Annotated in this window: 11 protein-coding genes; 5 read left to right on the forward strand and 6 right to left on the reverse strand. The window is 71.9% G+C overall.

Annotated features, from left to right (window positions below; all coding sequences use genetic code 11):
• Window positions 1-6 precede the first annotated feature (6 nt).
• Window positions 7-2,352 (forward strand): SpoIIE family protein phosphatase, encoded by a 2,346-nt coding sequence (locus OG933_RS40460; RefSeq protein WP_405632076.1) that lies wholly within the window; start codon window positions 7-9, stop codon window positions 2,350-2,352.
• A gap of 25 nt (window positions 2,353-2,377) precedes the next feature.
• Here OG933_RS40460 and OG933_RS40465 read toward each other — a convergent pair whose 3' ends face one another.
• Entirely contained in the window at window positions 2,378-3,208 is an 831-nt protein-coding gene (locus OG933_RS40465) for an aldo/keto reductase (protein ID WP_405632078.1), read from the reverse strand.
• Between the two features lie 203 nt (window positions 3,209-3,411).
• On the opposite strand from OG933_RS40465, the gene OG933_RS40470 reads away from it, so the two are divergent.
• The gene (locus tag OG933_RS40470; RefSeq protein WP_405632080.1) at window positions 3,412-4,407 is read left to right on the forward strand and encodes a TauD/TfdA dioxygenase family protein; all 996 of its coding nucleotides are present in this window, start codon (window positions 3,412-3,414) and stop codon (window positions 4,405-4,407) included.
• A gap of 6 nt (window positions 4,408-4,413) precedes the next feature.
• Here the strand turns inward: OG933_RS40470 and OG933_RS40475 are convergent, their stop codons facing one another.
• Window positions 4,414-5,448: an LLM class flavin-dependent oxidoreductase gene (locus OG933_RS40475; protein WP_405632083.1), complete on the reverse strand. Its 1,035-nt coding sequence runs from the start codon at window positions 5,446-5,448 to the stop codon at window positions 4,414-4,416.
• Between the two features lie 99 nt (window positions 5,449-5,547).
• Entirely contained in the window at window positions 5,548-7,053 is a 1,506-nt protein-coding gene (locus OG933_RS40480) for a metallophosphoesterase family protein (RefSeq protein WP_405632084.1), read from the reverse strand.
• 310 nt (window positions 7,054-7,363) lie between these two features.
• Between OG933_RS40480 and OG933_RS40485 the strand changes: the two genes are divergently transcribed.
• Both OG933_RS40485 and OG933_RS40490 read left to right on the forward strand, forming a co-directional pair.
• On the forward strand, window positions 7,364-8,473 hold the full coding sequence (locus OG933_RS40485; RefSeq protein WP_405632086.1) for an LLM class flavin-dependent oxidoreductase: 1,110 nt from the start codon (window positions 7,364-7,366) through the stop codon (window positions 8,471-8,473).
• Window positions 8,470-9,870, forward strand: a complete 1,401-nt coding sequence (locus OG933_RS40490; RefSeq protein WP_405632089.1) for an NtaA/DmoA family FMN-dependent monooxygenase — start codon at window positions 8,470-8,472, stop codon at window positions 9,868-9,870. The genes OG933_RS40485 and OG933_RS40490 overlap by 4 nt, the downstream gene beginning before the upstream one ends.
• Here OG933_RS40490 and OG933_RS40495 read toward each other — a convergent pair.
• Window positions 9,830-10,657, reverse strand: coding sequence for an MHYT domain-containing protein (locus OG933_RS40495; protein WP_405632092.1), 828 nt, complete (start codon window positions 10,655-10,657; stop codon window positions 9,830-9,832). The genes OG933_RS40490 and OG933_RS40495 overlap by 41 nt on opposite strands.
• Window positions 10,658-10,853: 196 nt before the next feature.
• Window positions 10,854-11,702, reverse strand: coding sequence for a class I SAM-dependent methyltransferase (locus OG933_RS40500; protein ID WP_405633668.1), 849 nt, complete (start codon window positions 11,700-11,702; stop codon window positions 10,854-10,856).
• A gap of 368 nt (window positions 11,703-12,070) precedes the next feature.
• Here OG933_RS40500 and OG933_RS40505 point away from each other — a divergent pair, with 368 nt between their 5' ends.
• Complete coding sequence (locus OG933_RS40505; RefSeq protein ID WP_405632094.1) at window positions 12,071-14,473, forward strand: M4 family metallopeptidase; 2,403 nt, start codon at window positions 12,071-12,073, stop codon at window positions 14,471-14,473.
• Between the two features lie 143 nt (window positions 14,474-14,616).
• Here the strand turns inward: OG933_RS40505 and OG933_RS40510 are convergent, their stop codons facing one another.
• On the reverse strand, window positions 14,617-15,807 hold the full coding sequence (locus tag OG933_RS40510) for a glycoside hydrolase family 64 protein (protein ID WP_362534180.1): 1,191 nt from the start codon (window positions 15,805-15,807) through the stop codon (window positions 14,617-14,619).
• Between the last annotated feature and the right edge of the window lie 128 nt (window positions 15,808-15,935).

Here is a 15,935-nt window from a genome sequence, read left to right on the forward strand (position 1 = left end):
GACGATATGGAGCATGTCGTCGCTGCGGCGGTCATCGATGCTCACGGCATCGTGACGGGCTGGAGCGAAGGTGCCCGTCTGCTGACGGGCCATGCGGCCGAGGAGGCCGTGGGCCGGGCCGCGGCCGACCTGCTCGTCGAGGAGCTCCCGCCGCTCCCGGCGCGGGCCTGGACCCGGCCCGTGCTCGTACGCCACCGCGACGGCCGGCACCTCACCGTGACCGTCACCGCCTGCCCGGTGCTCGGCGCCGACGGGGAGCCCGCCGGCTGGGCCCTCACCGCCGAACGGCCCCCGAGCCCGGAACCGACCCTCGCGGAGAGGGCCTTCCAACAGGCGTCCATGTCCATGTCCGTCTTCGACCCCCACCAGCGCTATCTGCGTCTGAACGAGGTCGCCTGCAAGGTGATGGGCGTCTCCGAGGACGTCCTGCTCGGCCGCCACTTCTCGGACACCGTCCAGGAGGCCGAGCACAGCCGCGGCTTCGACTGGCACCTGCGCCATGTCGCCGAGACCGGCCGTCCGATCCGCTACGAGAGCTGGGCCGGCGCCCCCTCCCTCAACCGGGAGCACGCGTGGACCACCGAGATGTGGCCCGTGCGGGAGCCGTCGGGCGAGGTCGTCGGTGTCGCCCTGGCCGCCTTCGACAGCACCGAGCAGTACTTGGCCCGCCAGCGGCTGGCCGTGCTGAACGAGGCCGCGGCCTCGATCGGTACGACCCTCGACATCGTGCGCACCACCGAGGAGGTGGTCGATCTCCTGGTTCCCCGTTTCGCCGACTTCGTCAGCGTCGACCTGCTGGACTGGGTCCTCGGCGCCGACGAGCCGCCGCCCGTCCCGGACGGCGAGGTGGTGCTGCGCCGAGTCGCCCACGGCTCCGCCCACGAGGGCACCCCCGAGGCGGCGGTCCGCCTCGGCGAGACCGACGTCCATCCGCCGTTCAGTCCACCCGCGCGCGCCCTGCGGGAGGGGCGTGCCGTCCGTATCCAGGCGGGCGAGCCCGATTTCATGAGCTGGCTCGCCGAACGCAACGCGCGCGCTCCCGAGGGCCGTCGTTTCCGCAGCGGCGTCCACTCGGTGATCGCGGTGCCCCTGCTGGCCCGGGGCACCACCCTGGGCGTCCTGGTCGGCGTCCGTATCGCCCATCCCGACGACTACGAGGCCGACGACGCCGTCTTCGCCGAGGAACTCGCCAGCCGGGCCGCCGTCTGCATCGACAACGCCCGCCGCTTCGCCCGCGAACGCACCACCGCCCTCGCCCTCCAGCACAGCCTGCTGCCCCGCGGCCTGCCCGGACAGGCCGCCGTCGAGGTCGCCCACCGCTATCTGCCCAGCGGCTCGACGGCCGGCATCGGTGGTGACTGGTTCGACGTCATCCCGCTCTCCGGCAGCCGGGTCGCCCTCGTCGTCGGCGACGTCGTCGGACACGGCATCGCGTCGACGGCGACCATGGGCCGGCTCTGTATGGCCGTACGCACCCTCGCCGACGTCGATCTGCCGCCCGACGAACTCCTCACCCACCTCGACGACCTCGTCACCCACCTCGCCGGCTACCAGGAGAGCGGCGACGACGAGGTCGCGGAACTGGGCGCCACCTGCCTGTACGCCGTCTACGACCCGGTCAGCCGCCGCCTCGCCCTCGCCGCCGCCGGCCATCCCGCGCCGGCCCTCCTGCTGCCCGACGGCCGCGCGGAGCTGATCCGGATGGCGACGGGCCCCCCGCTCGGGGTCGGCGGGCTGCCCTTCGAGGCGGTCGAACTGGAGCTGCCCGAGGGCGCGGTCGTCGCCCTCTACACCGACGGCCTGATCGAGGACCGCGACCGTGACGTCGACCGCGCCACCGGCGAGCTGTGCAGCGCCCTGACCGCGCCCGCCGCCACGCTCGACGCCCTCTGCGACACCGTGCTCAAGGCGGTCCTGCCGGAAGAGCCCGGCGACGACGTCGCGCTGCTGCTCGCCCGCACCCGGGCGCTCGGCGCGGACCGGGTCGCCGCCTGGGACGTGGAGCCGGACCCCGCCCAGGTCGCCGCCACCCGCCAGGCGGCGACCGAGCAACTGACCGCGTGGGGCCTGGAAGAGGCCGCGTTCGTCACCGAACTCGTCGTCAGCGAACTCGTCACCAACGCCATCCGCTACGGCGCACCCCCCATCCGGCTCCGCCTGATCCGCGACCGCAGCCTCATCTGCGAGGTGTCCGACGGCAGTTCCACCTCCCCGCACCTGCGCCGCGCCCACGCCTTCGACGAGGGCGGGCGAGGCCTGCTGCTGGTCGCGCAGCTCACTCAGCGCTGGGGCAGCCGGCAGACGGACCGGGGCAAGACGATCTGGGCGGAGCAGTCGCTGGAGCTCGAGTGATCACTCCTGGACGGTGCTGCCCCGCTCAGAACTCCTCGTGCACCTCGGGGTCGCCGCCCAGGCGCCGGTGCGGCCGCTGCGCGATCGCCGCCAGCTGCGTCGGCCCGAGTTCGAAGCCGAAGACGTCGAGGTTGGCGCGCTGCCGCTCGGGACTGGACGACTTCGGGATGGGGACGGTGCCGAGCTGGAGGTGCCAGCGCAGGACGACCTGGCCGGGCGTCACGCCCAGCGACTCCGCGACGGAGACGACGGCCGGGTCCTCCAGGAGCGTCGAACCGCGGCCCAGCGGGCTCCAGCTCTCCGTGCGGACGCCCTTGGTCTCGTGGAAGGCGCGCAGCTCGTCCTGGGGGAAGAGCGGGTGCAGCTCGATCTGGTTGACGGACGGCAGCACGCCGGTCTCCTTCTCCAGCCGCTCGATGTGCCCGGCGGTGAAGTTGGAGACACCGATGGACCGGACCAGGCCGTCCTCGCGGAGCTTGATCATGGCCCGCCAGGAGTCGACGAACCTGTCGACCCGGGGCAGCGGCCAGTGGATCAGGTACAGGTCGACATAGTCGAGGCCGAGCCGCTGCCGGGACTCCTCGAAGGAGGCGAGGGTCTCCTCGTAGCCGTGGTGGCGGCCGGGCAGTTTCGTGGCCACCACGATCTCCTCGCGCGGCACCCCGCCGCGGGCCACGCCCCGCCCGACCCCGCTCTCGTTGCGATAGTTCGTCGCCGTGTCGACGAGCCGGTAGCCCAGGCCGAGCGCTTCGGCCACCGACCGCTCCGCCTCGGCGTCGTCCATCGGCCAGGTGCCCAGACCCAGGACCGGGAGCTTCGTACCGTCGTTGAGCGTGTACTCCGGGATGCTGCTCACCAGGGGACCTTTCCTCGACTGTGCCGTACGTGCCGTCCCACCAGCCTCACCGATGAGGCGGGGATCGATCAACCGGAGGCCGCTCGGGGCGGGCGCCCGTCTCCTGTACGGGTGTCCGGACGCCCTGTCGCCAGGCCGCCGATTCGCTGTCACGATCTTCCCGGAGCCGTGACGGACGACGAGTGAAGACGAGCGGAGCACGCATGACGACGGACAGCCGGGCCACCCCCTTCGACGACCCGACGGCCGAGGAGGCCGCGCGGGCGGCCGGAGTGGAGGTGAAGCCGGTCGCCGGACACATCGGCGCCGAGATCGAGGGCGTCGACCTGGCCGCGGGACTCGACGACGCCCAGGTCGCCGTGGTCAGGGCGGCGGTGCGGCGCTGGAAGGTGGTGTTCTTCCGCGGCCAGCGCCTCGACCACGCCGGACACGTGGCGTTCGCGCGACGGTTCGGCGAACCCGTCGTCCTGCGCAGGCGTGGCGGCGCGTCACCGGCGGACTTCCCGGAGATCGAGACGACCGCCGACCGCCTCGAACTGGGCGGGAAGTTCGGCATGGAGCACGAGGAGTGGCTGCGGCGCCGCCGGCACACCCTCCTGCGCGGCTGGCACTGCGACCACGGCGCCCGCGTCGACCCGCCGGCCGCGACGATCCTGCGCGCCGAGACCGTACCGCCCTACGGCGGTGACACGACCTGGTCCAACCTGGCGGCCGCCTACGCCGGACTCTCCGCGCCCCTGCGGGAGTTCCTGGCCGGGCTGCGCGCCGAGCACCGGCTCGGCGTCGGCTACCAGCCCCGCCCCGGCGACGACGCGTACGTCCGCCACCTGCTCGATCACCAGGTCGCCTCGGTGCACCCCCTGGTACGCGTCCACCCCGAGACGGGGGAGCGCGTGCTGTACGTCAACGGCTACTACGTCGAGCAGATCACCGACCTCTCCCGCGCGGAGAGCCGGGCGATCCTGGACATGCTGCTGGAGGAGGCGACCCGCCCCGAGTACACGGTCCGCTTCCGCTGGGAACCGGGCAGCGTGGCGTTCTGGGACAACCGCGCCACCATCCACCTCGCGCCGACCGACAACGCGCATCTGCGCTTCCCCCGCACGATGCACCGGGTGATGCTCACCGGCGAGATCCCCGTCGGCGTGGACGGCAGGCCGTCCGAGCCGGTGACGGGAACCGAGCCGGGCCGCTGGTGAGGGTCCTCACGCTCCGGCGCCGGGCCGCCATCCCAGCGCCGGACCCAGCTTCGTCGCCATGTCGGTGAGGATCTGTACGTAGTCCTCGTGCCCGAAGGTGAACGGCAGGGCGAAGGCGACCTCGTCGATCTCACGGAACGCGGCGTGGGCGTGCAGGCGTTCGGCGATCTCGTCCGAGGTGCCGACCAGGTCCGGGGCGAACAGCAGCCGGGCCGAGCCCTGCGGCGAGGTCGTACGGGGGAGCCGCTTCGCCACGAACTCCTCGTACCTCGCGCGCTGTTCGGGTGAGGCGGAGTCGGTGGGGATGACCACGAGACCCTGCGAGACACGGGCCGCCTCGCCGTCGGGGTGGGCGGCGCGGAAGGCGTGGACGTGGGAGAGCTGGATCTCTGCGAAGTCCCTGGTGTCGTCCGGGCCTTCGGCCTTCACCACGCTGCTGGTGAGGAAGTTCATGCCGTGTTCCCCGGCCCACCGCGCCGAACCCAGGCTGCCCCCGCCGTACCACAGGCGGCGGCCGAGACCGGGGGAGTGCGGCTGCACCACATCGGAGAACACCTCGAAGCCCTCGACCCCGCTGAAGTCGGTGGCGGACTTGCCGCGCACCAGGTCCAGCAGCCGCCGCACCCGCTCGTAGCCGAAGTCCTCCGCGTCGGCGGTGTCCGGGTACAGGGCCTCCTTGACCTGCTCGTAGTGCATCGGCGGGCCGACGCTCACCCCCGGGTTGAGCCGGCCCCCGGCGAGGATGTCGACGGTGGCCAGGTCCTCCGCGAGGCGCAGCGGGTTCTCCCAGCCCAGCGGGATGACCGCGGTGCCGAGCTCGATGCGCCGGGTGCGCTGCGAGGCGGCCGCGAGGACGGCGACGGGAGAGGATATGCCGTACTGGAGGTGCCGGTGACGCACCCAGGCGCTGTCGAAGCCGAGCCGTTCACCCAGCTCGATGATCTCCAGCGTGGTCTCGTGCCCCCGGCCCGGATCGTCCGCGTCGAACAGCCCGATGGTGAGGAAGCCCAGCCTGCGCAAAGGGCGTGAGGTCGGCGGCACGGGGTTCCTCCATCGTTCGACGGCGTGTACGGCCGTACGGCCGTACGGCTGTTGCCGGCGGTGGTCGGCGGTTGTTCGTGGATGGTGCGAGCGGTCGTTTCAGACCAGCGGGATCGTGACCTCGTCCTCGACCGGTGGGTTCAGCTCCTGGGCGCGGTTCCCGGTGGCCGCGAAGCAGCGCAGCCGGACCGACTCCGGGGTGACGTCCAGCCGCAGGAAGCACTTGAAGAACGGTGGGCTGTACGTCACCGAACTCGGCGAGAAGAGCTGGGTGTAGATCTTGCGCACCGGCAGCCGGAGCCGCTTGCGGCGCTCCGGGCGGCTCCCGGTGCCCAGCAGACCGGCCAGCAGGCGGATCCGCCGCGTCACCCTGACCTCCGGGCCCGGCGTGCGGGTCGGCGGGATGCCCAGCCGTTCGGCGACCACCGCCTGGGCCTCGGTCTCGCTGAGGGCGAAGAACCGGCGCAGCCGCAGCCGGCGCCCGTAGAGCCGGCTGTAGAAGGCGAGGGAGTCGCCGCGCAGCGGATAGCAGCGGAAGTCCCGCTCGGTGACGCCGGCGACGGACACCCGGGGGATGGTGTGCGTGGCGTGCATGAACGCGCCCCCGCCGCCCGCGACCACGTACTGCAGCGTCCGCCCGTCGGCCAGCCGCACCGGGTAGCGCTGGTAGTTGTGGATGTCGCCGCCTATGGCCGCCACGTAGTGGTGCTCGGGCGCGCTGACGATCTCGTCGACGGTGCCGCCGCCCTCGATGGGGCACGGGTGGTGCTCGCCGTCGACGTAGAGGGGCGAGCCGGTCACGAGGATCTTGGGGCGCGGGCCCTGCGACACAGCGCGCAGCCACGCGCCCTGCTCGGCGTCCAGCGTGCCCAGCAGCCCGGTGTCGATGCCGATGATCCGCACCGGGCCGGCGTCGATCGCCCAGTACGGTCCGGGCTGCACCGCCCGCTGGCCGGTCGCGGACCTCAACGCGCGTGCCTCGGCCAGGCGTTGGCCGTCGTGTGCGCGTGGCCGGTGCCACAGCAGGGCCCGCAGCCGGGCGCGGCTGAGCAGGCGCGGCGCGGGCTCGGCGGGCAGGGGCGGGGCGTCGCCGCAGAAGACCCGCATGAACGCGCCCAGGTCCTCGTACCAGTCGTGGTTGCCCGGTATCGCGTATATGGGCGCCGGGTAATCCCGGTACGGGCGGAAGAACTTGGTGCCGTAGTCGTCGGCGCTGCCCACCGGATAGATCACGTCACTGGCGAGCACGGCGAAGGACGTGCCCTGACTTGCCCTCAGAAAGCCGGGCACGACGGCGTACTGGGGATCGTCGCCCTCGCCCGTGTCGCCGATGACCATGAAGGAGAAGCTGTCCGGGTCCGTGCGCCGGATGACCTTGTCCTCGGGTGCGCCGGCCGCAGCCCGCTGCGCCACCAGGCGGCCGCGGGTACGGCCCGTCGGGTCGCCGAACCACGACGCCAGCACGCCGTTGCGGGCGGCCCACAGCATCCTGGGGTCCAGCCACGAGACCTTCTCGGTCCGGTCCGGCATGAGCTGCCGGTACGCGCCTCGGTCGGCGCCGACCCAGCCGGCGCCTTCGGCGGTATCGCGTGAGGAGTCAGACACCGGTGCACCGTAGCAATGATCCACAGCGCGGCAGGAGTCCCCCCGGCCGGTTCATGCACCGGCATCTAATGCCCTTGACACTTTCCGGGGCCGACCACGTAGGTTGAAGCGATCTGTCACGAAGGGCGGAGGCCCCCGATGCGCGCACCTGGCACGACACCGCACGGTGTCGGCACGGGCACGCGGCTGATCACCCGACGGCATGTCGACTACTGCCGTACCGCCTCCGCCGTCTGTCCTTCCGCACGCCGCTGACCCCCGCCGGCCCGTCGGGCCGGTCGACTCGTCGTGCCTTTGGAAGGAACTCCCGTTGTCCGGTCCCGCCCTGCGGCTCGCCGTCGAACTCGACGGTGACGGCGCCCACCCCGCGGCCTGGCGCCGCGCCGCCCACTCGCCCGACCATCTGCTCACCCCACGCCGGGTGGCCCGCGTCGCCGCCGCCGCGGAGAACTCCGGGTTCACCCTGATCACGCTGGCGGACGGCGCGCTGCCGCCCGGCGGCACCCCCGACGTCGTCGGCCGCATCGGGGCGGTCGAGCGGGCCGCGTTCCTCGCCGCGTCGACCAGCGTCATCGGCATCGCGCCCGTCGTGCCGGTCACCTACGCCGAACCTTTCCACGTCTCCGGCCAGTTGGCCTCCCTCGACCACATCTCGGTCGGGCGCGGCGGCTGGGTGGTGGGCGAGGAGGAACGTCCCGAGGCGGCCCGGGTCTGGGGCCGTCCGCACGTCGACGGCGAGGCCGCCCGTGCCCGGGAGTCCCGCGACGGAGTCGAGGCCGTCCGCGCCCTGTGGGACTCCTGGGAGGACGACGCGGTCATCCGGTCCGTCGCCACCAGCAGATACCTCGACCGCGACCGGCTGCACTACGTCGACTTCACCGGCGACGCCTACGCGGTGAAGGGCCCGGCCATCGTGCCGCGCCCGCCCCAAGGGCAACTCGTCGTCCTCGGCCGGCCCGACCGCGTCCCCGCCGGGCAGCTCGACGTCGCCCTCGTCGAGGGCCGCGACCTCGGCGCGGTCGCCGCGGCCGCCGCCGACGCCGGAACGCCCCGCACCTTCGCCGAGATCGAGGTCGCCCTCGACACGGCCCACGCCACCGCCGAGGAGCGCGTCGCCGACCTCGAACAGCACGCGCCCTGGACCGACCGCGGACGGCTGCGCCACATCGGCTCCGCCTCCGGACTCGCCGTCCTGCTCGGGCGGTTGCGGGGCGTCGTGGACGGCGTACGCCTGCACCCGCTGGTGCTCGACGAGGATCTGCCGGAGCTTTCCCGGCTCGTCCTGCCGCACCTCTTCGAGCGGCGCCTCGCCCTGCGCCCGCTGCCCGGCGCGTCCCTGCGTACCCACCTGGGCCTGGAGCGCCCCGCCAACCGCTACGCCGCCGGCCCGGACCTCGAGGCCCTTCAGGAGACCCGATGACCCGCACCGACCCCCTCGACGTCCCCCGGCCGGACGCCCGGCTGCACTTCGGTGTCTTCTTCCAGGGCGTCAACCACTGGACCATCTGGTCCGACCCGGCCAGCGGCTCCCAGATCGACCCCGCGAACTTCCGGCGGGTCGCGCAGACCGCCGAACGGGGCCTGTTCGACGCGTTCTTCCTGGGGGAGGGGCTGCGGCTGCGCGAGGTCGACGGACTGATCCACGAACTCGACGTCGCCGGACGGCCCGACGCCATCACCCAGCTCGCCGCGCTGGCCGCCGTCACCGACCGGATCGGCCTGGTCAGCACCTCCAACACCACGTTCAACGAACCCGCCGACCTGGCCCGCCGGCTCTCCGGCCTCGACCTGCTCTCCGAGGGCCGCGCCGGCTGGAACGTGGTGACCACCGACAACGCCTGGACGGGTGCCAACTTCCGGCGCGGCGGCTACCTCGACCACGCCGACCGCTACCGGCGCGCCGAGGAGTTCCTCACCGTGGCCCGCGCCCTGTGGGACGGCTGGGCCGACGGGGCCGTCTCCGGCGCCGCGGGAGCCCCCGCCTGGGCGGCGCCGGGAGCCGTGGGCCGGGTCCGGCACCGGGGGGCGCAGTTCGACGTCGACCTCGCCCCCACCCTGCCCCGCAGCGGCCAGGGCCACCCGGTGATCTTCCAGGCCGGGGACTCCGGCGAGGGACGCGACTTCGCCGCCCGCAACGCCGACGTCGTCTTCTCCGCGCACGGCAACGACTTCGACGACGCGCTCGCGTTCGCCGAGGACCTGCGGCGGCGGCTGCTCGCCGTCGGCCGGCCCGAGGACGACCTGCGCATCCTGCCCGGCACGGAGATCATCATCGGGGCGACGGAGGCGGAGGCGCTGGAGAAGAAGCGCTGGATCCGTCTCCAACAGGTCACCCCGGCAACGGCGTTGGGTGTCGCCGGTCTGCTGTGGGGCCTCGACCTCTCGGACCGGGACGCCGACGGACCGCTGCCCAAGGAGGACCCGGTCGTCGCCGAGAACGACGGCTCGTTCGGCGCCCGGCGCGTCGCCGACCCGCGCACGGTGGTCGCCGAGTGGCGCGAGAAGGCGGAGACACACGGCTGGTCGCTGCGCGAGACCGTCATCGCCCTCGGACCGCAGCGCGGGCACGTCGGCACCCCCGCCGGACTCGCCGACCGGTTCGCCGAATGGGTGCGCCACGGGGCCGTCGACGGCTTCAACGTGACGCCGTACCTCATTCCGGACGGCCTCGACGACATCGTCGACCTGCTCGTGCCGGAACTCCAGGAACGCGGCGTCTACCCCACGCGGTACACGGGCAGGACGCTCCGTGACCACCTGGGCCTGCGCGAGCCCCTCACCCACCGCTCCACGACCGACGGACGGCAGGCGGGCTGACCGCCTCCTCCGCCGTACCGGCCCGCCCCGCCCGGGCGGGCCGGTTCCACTCGCCGTCGCCGAGCACGAGCAGCGGATCGAACATCACCACCACCGCGGCCAGCAGCAGGAAGATCACCGGCCCGATCAGCATCGGCAGCAGCAGCGAGGTGGGGCTGTCGCCGGCCCACGACGAGGTCGCGCCGTGCACATGGACGCTGACCGCGGCCATCGCCGTGTAGTGCATCCCGGACACGGCGACGCCCATCACCAGGCTGGCGCCCAGGCTCGTCAGGAACCCCCGGATCGTGACGGCCGCCCACAGGGCGGCGGTCGCGGCCACCACGGCGATCAGCACCGAGAGCGCCACCGTGCTCGGCGTGTACTCGATGGCGCCGTTGAGCTGGAGGGCAGCCATGCCCAGATAGTGCATGGCGGCGACCCCGATGCCCGTGACGACCCCCGCGAGCGACAGCGACGCCCGGCCGGCGCCCCGGTAGCCCACGATGAACACACCGATGCCGACGACCACGATCGCGACCGCGAGGCTGAGCACGGTCAGGCCGACGTGGTAGCCGATCCGGGTCTCCTCCACCTGGAAGCCGATCATGGCGATGAAGTGCATCGTCCAGATGCCGCAGCCGATCGACGCGGCCCCCAGCGCCAGCCAACCAGGCTTCCACGAGCCGCCGTTGAGCAGTGTCCGCACGATGCAGCGCAGTCCTAACGCTCCTCCCATGCAGGCCATCACAAAAGCCGCCACGGGGGTCACCACCCCGTACCGGAATCCGTCTATCGTGCCTTCCATCATCAACTCCCCCCGAAGTCACGACTGTTCGTGAAGAACGTGTCTACGGGTAAGGGAGTGGCGAAAGCAAGCGTTTCCTGAGAGTCGACGGTCACGTCCGGGTGAAGACCGGCGCGGGAGAGCCTGCCGCCGTCATCGCCGGGTTGTTCTCGCCGGTGACGGCGGACAGGAGCGTGCCCACCGGGTCCGAGCCCGGTCACCGTGGCGAGGTGTCCTTTCCCCAGACGAAGACCTCGGTGCTCGGCCGGCGTTCGGAGAAGCGGCCCGACGCGGAGGCCTCCCGCAGCAGTCGACGCAGGTCCGCCTCGAACGCGTCGCGGCGCGCGCCGAACAGGTGCGGAGCCGAGAACGACATCGAGAACACCCCCGCCACGACGTCGTCGGCCGTGCGTTCGAGCGGCTGTCCGCCGGGCACCACATGACGCCGCGGGCCGGAGAATCCGGCCCTGGCGAGCACCGCGGCCTCACCGCCGGGCGTGCCCTGCGGCAGCACGCCCCGGCCGGCCCGGCGGACCGGCCCGAGGTAGTGCCTGATCAGTTCCTCGATCGCCGCACCGGGCACCGCCGGATGAGGAAGACCGTCGACGGTGAGCGTCTCGCTCTTCAGGTCCGAGATGTGCACCAGGGCACCGCCGGGCCACAGCATGTCCCTGGTGGTCGCGGCCACCAGCTCGCGATCCATCCAGTGGAAGGACTGGCCGAAGGTGGCGACGGTGAACCGGCCCAGACCCGCGGGCAGTTCCTCGGCCCGGGCCCGCACCCACCGAGCCTTCCCGGCCACTCCGCCTCCGGCCGCCTCACGCCTCGCCTCGGCGATCATCTCCGGGTCCGGGTCCACACCGACGACCTCGCCGAACAGGTGGGCCAGAGTCAGCGCGAGGATGCCCGGTCCGCATCCCACGTCGAGGAGCCGCCCCCGTCCGTCGAGACGCAGCGCCTCGGCGAGCGTGTCCGCCAGCCCGGGGGCATAGGGGAGCCGTCCGCGCCGGTAGTGCGCGGCGGTACCCGCGAACAACGTCTCGTCCCACTCCCACCCGGCCACCACGCCGCCCACCGCCCCCGCGCAGATCCCCTTTGTCCGGTTGCCGATGATCTCACGGCCGGGGCGGTGCGCACCGGCCCGAGCGGCCCGCCCCCGGCCGCCGGGACAGGCCGCGCACAGGGCTCTCACAGCGGGGCCGGGGGGTGGGGGCTCCGCCCGCGCCCGGCACCGAGGGATAACCCTTGAAGGGTCGGGCTTTGGCTGACATGCCACTGTCAAGCCTGCCATTCTCCCACCCAACTACCGCGCACCAGCGGCAAGTTGCCTTCCCGTGCTCACGGTCCCGCACAACTCAGCTCGTCCCGGACAGCACACCCGTCTGCCCGGTCTGTCACCGGCCGTTCCCCACGGCCGCCGCAGTAGGAGAACGAGTGAGACCCAACCCCCGCAAGCGGACCACGGTCGGAGCGGCCCTGCTCTCCACCGCCGCACTCGTGGCCCTCGGTGTCCAGACGGTTCCGGCGACCGCGCTGCCCGCAGCCCCCCACCCCAGCCCCGTCCGCGCCGGTGGCCTGCCCGCCGACCTCACTCCCGCCCAGCGCACGACGCTGATCAGGAGTGCCGAGGCGAAGACGACGGACACGGCCGAGTCCCTCGGCCTGGGTGCCCAGGAGAAGCTGGTCGTCAAGGACGTCGTGAACGACAACGACGGCACCCTGCACACGCGTTACGAGCGGACCTACGCCGGTCTGCCCGTCCTCGGCGGCGACCTCGTCGTGCACACGCCCCCGGCCTCGCTGGCCGCCGGCACGGTGAGCACGACCTTCAACAACAACCGCCGCACCGTCTCGGTCAAGTCCACGACCGCCACGTACAGCAAGGCGGCCGCCGAGACCAAGGCCCTGACGGCGGCCAAGGCGCTCGACGCGCAGAACCCCGCCGCCCAGAGCGCGCGCAAGGTGATCTGGGCCGGCGAGGGCACGCCCAAGCTCGCCTGGGAGACCGTGGTGAGCGGCCTCCAGGACGACGGCACGCCGAGCAAGCTGCACGTCATCACCGACGCCGCCACCGGCGCGAAGCTCTCCCAGTTCGAGGGCATCGAGACCGGCACCGGCAACAGCCAGTACAGCGGAACCGTCACCATCGGCACCACGCTGTCCGGCTCGACGTACCAGCTGAACGACACCACGCGCGGCACCCACAAGACGTACAGCCTCAACAACGGCACGTCCGGCACCGGCACCCTGATGACGGACGCCGACGACACCTGGGGCACCGGATCCGGCTCCAACACGCAGACGGCCGGCGTCGACGCGCACTTCGGTGCCCAGACGACCTGGGACTTCTACAAGAACACCTTCGGCCGCAGCGGCATCAAGAACGACGGCGTCGCCGCCTACTCCCGCGTCCACTACAGCACGGCGTACGTCAACGCCTTCTGGGACGACGACTGCTTCTGCATGACCTACGGCGACGGCACCAGCAGCACCCACGCGCTGACCTCGCTGGACGTCGCCGGCCACGAGATGAGCCACGGTGTCACCTCCAACACCGCGAACCTCAACTACACGGGTGAGTCGGGCGGTCTGAACGAGGCCACCTCCGACATCTTCGGCACGGGCGTGGAGTTCTACGCGAACAACTCCTCCGACGTCGGTGACTACCTCATCGGCGAGAAGATCGACATCAACGGGGACGGCACCCCGCTGCGGTACATGGACGAGCCCGACAAGGACGGCGGCTCCGCCGACAGCTGGTACTCCGGCGTCGGCAACCTCGACGTCCACTACTCCTCGGGCCCGGCGAACCACATGTTCTACCTGCTCTCCGAGGGCAGCGGCAGCAAGACCATCAACGGCGTCACCTACAACAGCCCGACCTCCGACGGCGTCGCCGTCGCGGGCATCGGCCGGGCCGCGGCCCTGCAGATCTGGTACAAGGCGCTGACGACGTACATGACGTCCAGCACCAACTACGCGGGCGCCCGCACCGCCGCCCTCAGCGCGGCCACCGCGCTGTACGGCTCCAGCTCCACCCAGTACGCCGGGGTCGGCAACGCCTTCGCCGGCATCAACGTCGGCAGCCACATCACCGTCCCGTCGACGGGCGTCTCGGTGACCAACCCGGGCAGCCAGTCCGCCACGGTCGGCACCGCGGTGAGCCTGCAGATCTCCGCCAGCAGCACCAACAGCGGCTCGCTGACGTACGCCGCGACCGGGCTGCCCGCCGGCCTGTCGATCAGCAGCTCCACCGGCCTGATCTCCGGCACGCCGACGACGGCCGGCTCCTCCAGCACCACCGTCACGGTGACCGACAGCACCGGCGCGACCGCCACCGCGTCGTTCACCTGGACGGTCAGCTCCACCGGCGGCGGCTCCTGCACCGCCACCCAGCTGCTGGGCAACGCGGGCTTCGAGTCGGGCAGCACCACCTGGACGACGACGAGCGGTGTGATCACCAACTCCAGCAGCCAGGCGGCCCGCACCGGCTCCTACAAGGCCTGGCTGGACGGCTACGGATCGACCCACACCGACACGCTGTCGCAGTCGGTGACGATCCCGAGCGGCTGCACCAACACCACGTTCACCTTCTACCTGCACGTCGACACGGCCGAGACCACCACCAGCACGCAGTACGACAAGCTGACGGTCACCGCCGGGTCCACCACCCTGGCCACCTACTCCAACCTCAACGCCGCCAGCGGCTACGTCCAGAAGTCCTTCAGCCTCGGGTCCTTCGCGGGCTCCACCGTGGCGCTGAAGTTCTCGGGCGTCGAGGACTCCTCGCTCCAGACCAGCTTCGTCGTGGACGACACCGCCGTCACGACCGGCTGATCACGACCGGCTGATCCACTCGGACCACGACCGGCTGATCCACTCGGACCGACGACGTCCCGCACGCGGGCTCCCTCCGCGTGCGGGACGTCGTCGTGCGTGCTCCGTTCCGTTCAGTTCACCTCAGTTCACCTCAGTTCAGCTCAGTTCAGCGGGTCGAGCGTCAGGTACGCCTGGCTCGGCGAGCCGTCGTGGACGAGGGACTCCTGCTGCCCGACGTCGTCGAAGGCGAACGCGTACGCCTTGCCGTCCGCCATCTGCGCGTGGATCTTGCGGGCGTAGTGGTTGGTCACCGTGTCCTGGTAGAAGTTCGCCGTCGTGGTGTCCGGCTGGTTGGGATTGACCAGGAGCGTGGAGCGGTTGAAGCCCGCGCACAGGGTGCGGGAGATCGGTCCGCGCACGGCGTCGTTCGGCGCGTCCAGCAGCCGGTGACAGCCGAAGATGCTGTTCGCGTCCGGCTTCTGGAAGCTGGTCACGACCGCTCCGGCGGAGTTGGTGAAGTTCATGACCCCGCCCGAGACCCGGCCGTAGTACTTGGTGCCCGGCTGGTCGGCGAACGGGGTGACGGTCAGAGTGCTGGTCGCGTACTTCTGCCAGACGCGGTTGACGTAGTCGTCCATGACGTTCGCCGGGAGGGCGCCCGTCTCCACCCCGTACAGCGGGGCGAGAGCCCGCAGCACGGTGCCGTCGGACCGGGTCTGGATGAGGTTCGCCCAGCCGCCGGGCTGTCCGCGCAGGGCGTTGAAGAAGCCGTTGTAGCCGCCCGCCTTGAGGTGCCCGGTGCTGATGGTGGTTCCGTCGGCGCGCTGCACGCCGACCGCGTACGGCGCGGAGAACATGTCGACCTGAGTGCTGTTCAGCCACAGCCCGGAGTCGTTGAGCGTGTACTCCGACCAGTTGAACAGGATGTTCCGGTTCGGGTCGGTCGGGTTCTGCACGGCCGGCTGCACCAGTCCGCCGGTGGTCAGTCTGAAGTCGAGCTTCTGTCCGTAGGAGAAGTAGACCCGGCCGGAGAACTTGGGGATCCGGATGGTGGCGGACTGCCCGGCGGCCGGGCCGGCGATCGAGGCGTCGGGCGCGGGTGTGGGCGGGTTGCCGCCGGCGGGCCAGGCGTGGAAGGTGCCGTTCGCGTCCGCCCAGCCCTGCCGGCCCGTCGTCAGCTGGGTGCCGAGGTTGTAGACGTAGAGGCGGTCGCCGCGCCCCGAGTTGTTGGTGATCTTCAGCGGGATGGTGTCGGGGACGGCCGCCTGGGCCGGGGGACCGAGAGAGAGCAGTGCGCCGACGAGAGCGGCTGCTCCGGCGATTCTGAGTGCGTGCGTGATGCTCGAGAGCACTCTCCACCTCCGTGCGGGTAGGCCTGTGGGGTTGGTCCGTACCATGTTGAGAGCGCTCTCAAAGTCGCATCGAGGTTGTGCCCATGTCAACAATCTCGGCAGAACCGGGTGCAGAGGCAGAGGCAGAG

Source organism: Streptomyces sp. NBC_00016, from assembly GCF_045040885.1.
Taxonomy (GTDB): Bacteria; Actinomycetota; Actinomycetes; order Streptomycetales; family Streptomycetaceae; genus Streptomyces; species Streptomyces coriariae.

Coding starts and splice junctions, on each gene's coding strand:
- OG933_RS40460 (WP_405632076.1), top strand. CDS start 7: ATGGAGCATGTCGTCGCTGCGGCGGTCATCGATGCTCACGGCATCGTG.
- OG933_RS40495 (WP_405632092.1), bottom strand. CDS start 10,657: ATGGAAGGCACGATAGACGGATTCCGGTACGGGGTGGTGACCCCCGTG.
- OG933_RS40490 (WP_405632089.1), top strand. CDS start 8,470: ATGACCCGCACCGACCCCCTCGACGTCCCCCGGCCGGACGCCCGGCTG.
- OG933_RS40470 (WP_405632080.1), top strand. CDS start 3,412: ATGACGACGGACAGCCGGGCCACCCCCTTCGACGACCCGACGGCCGAG.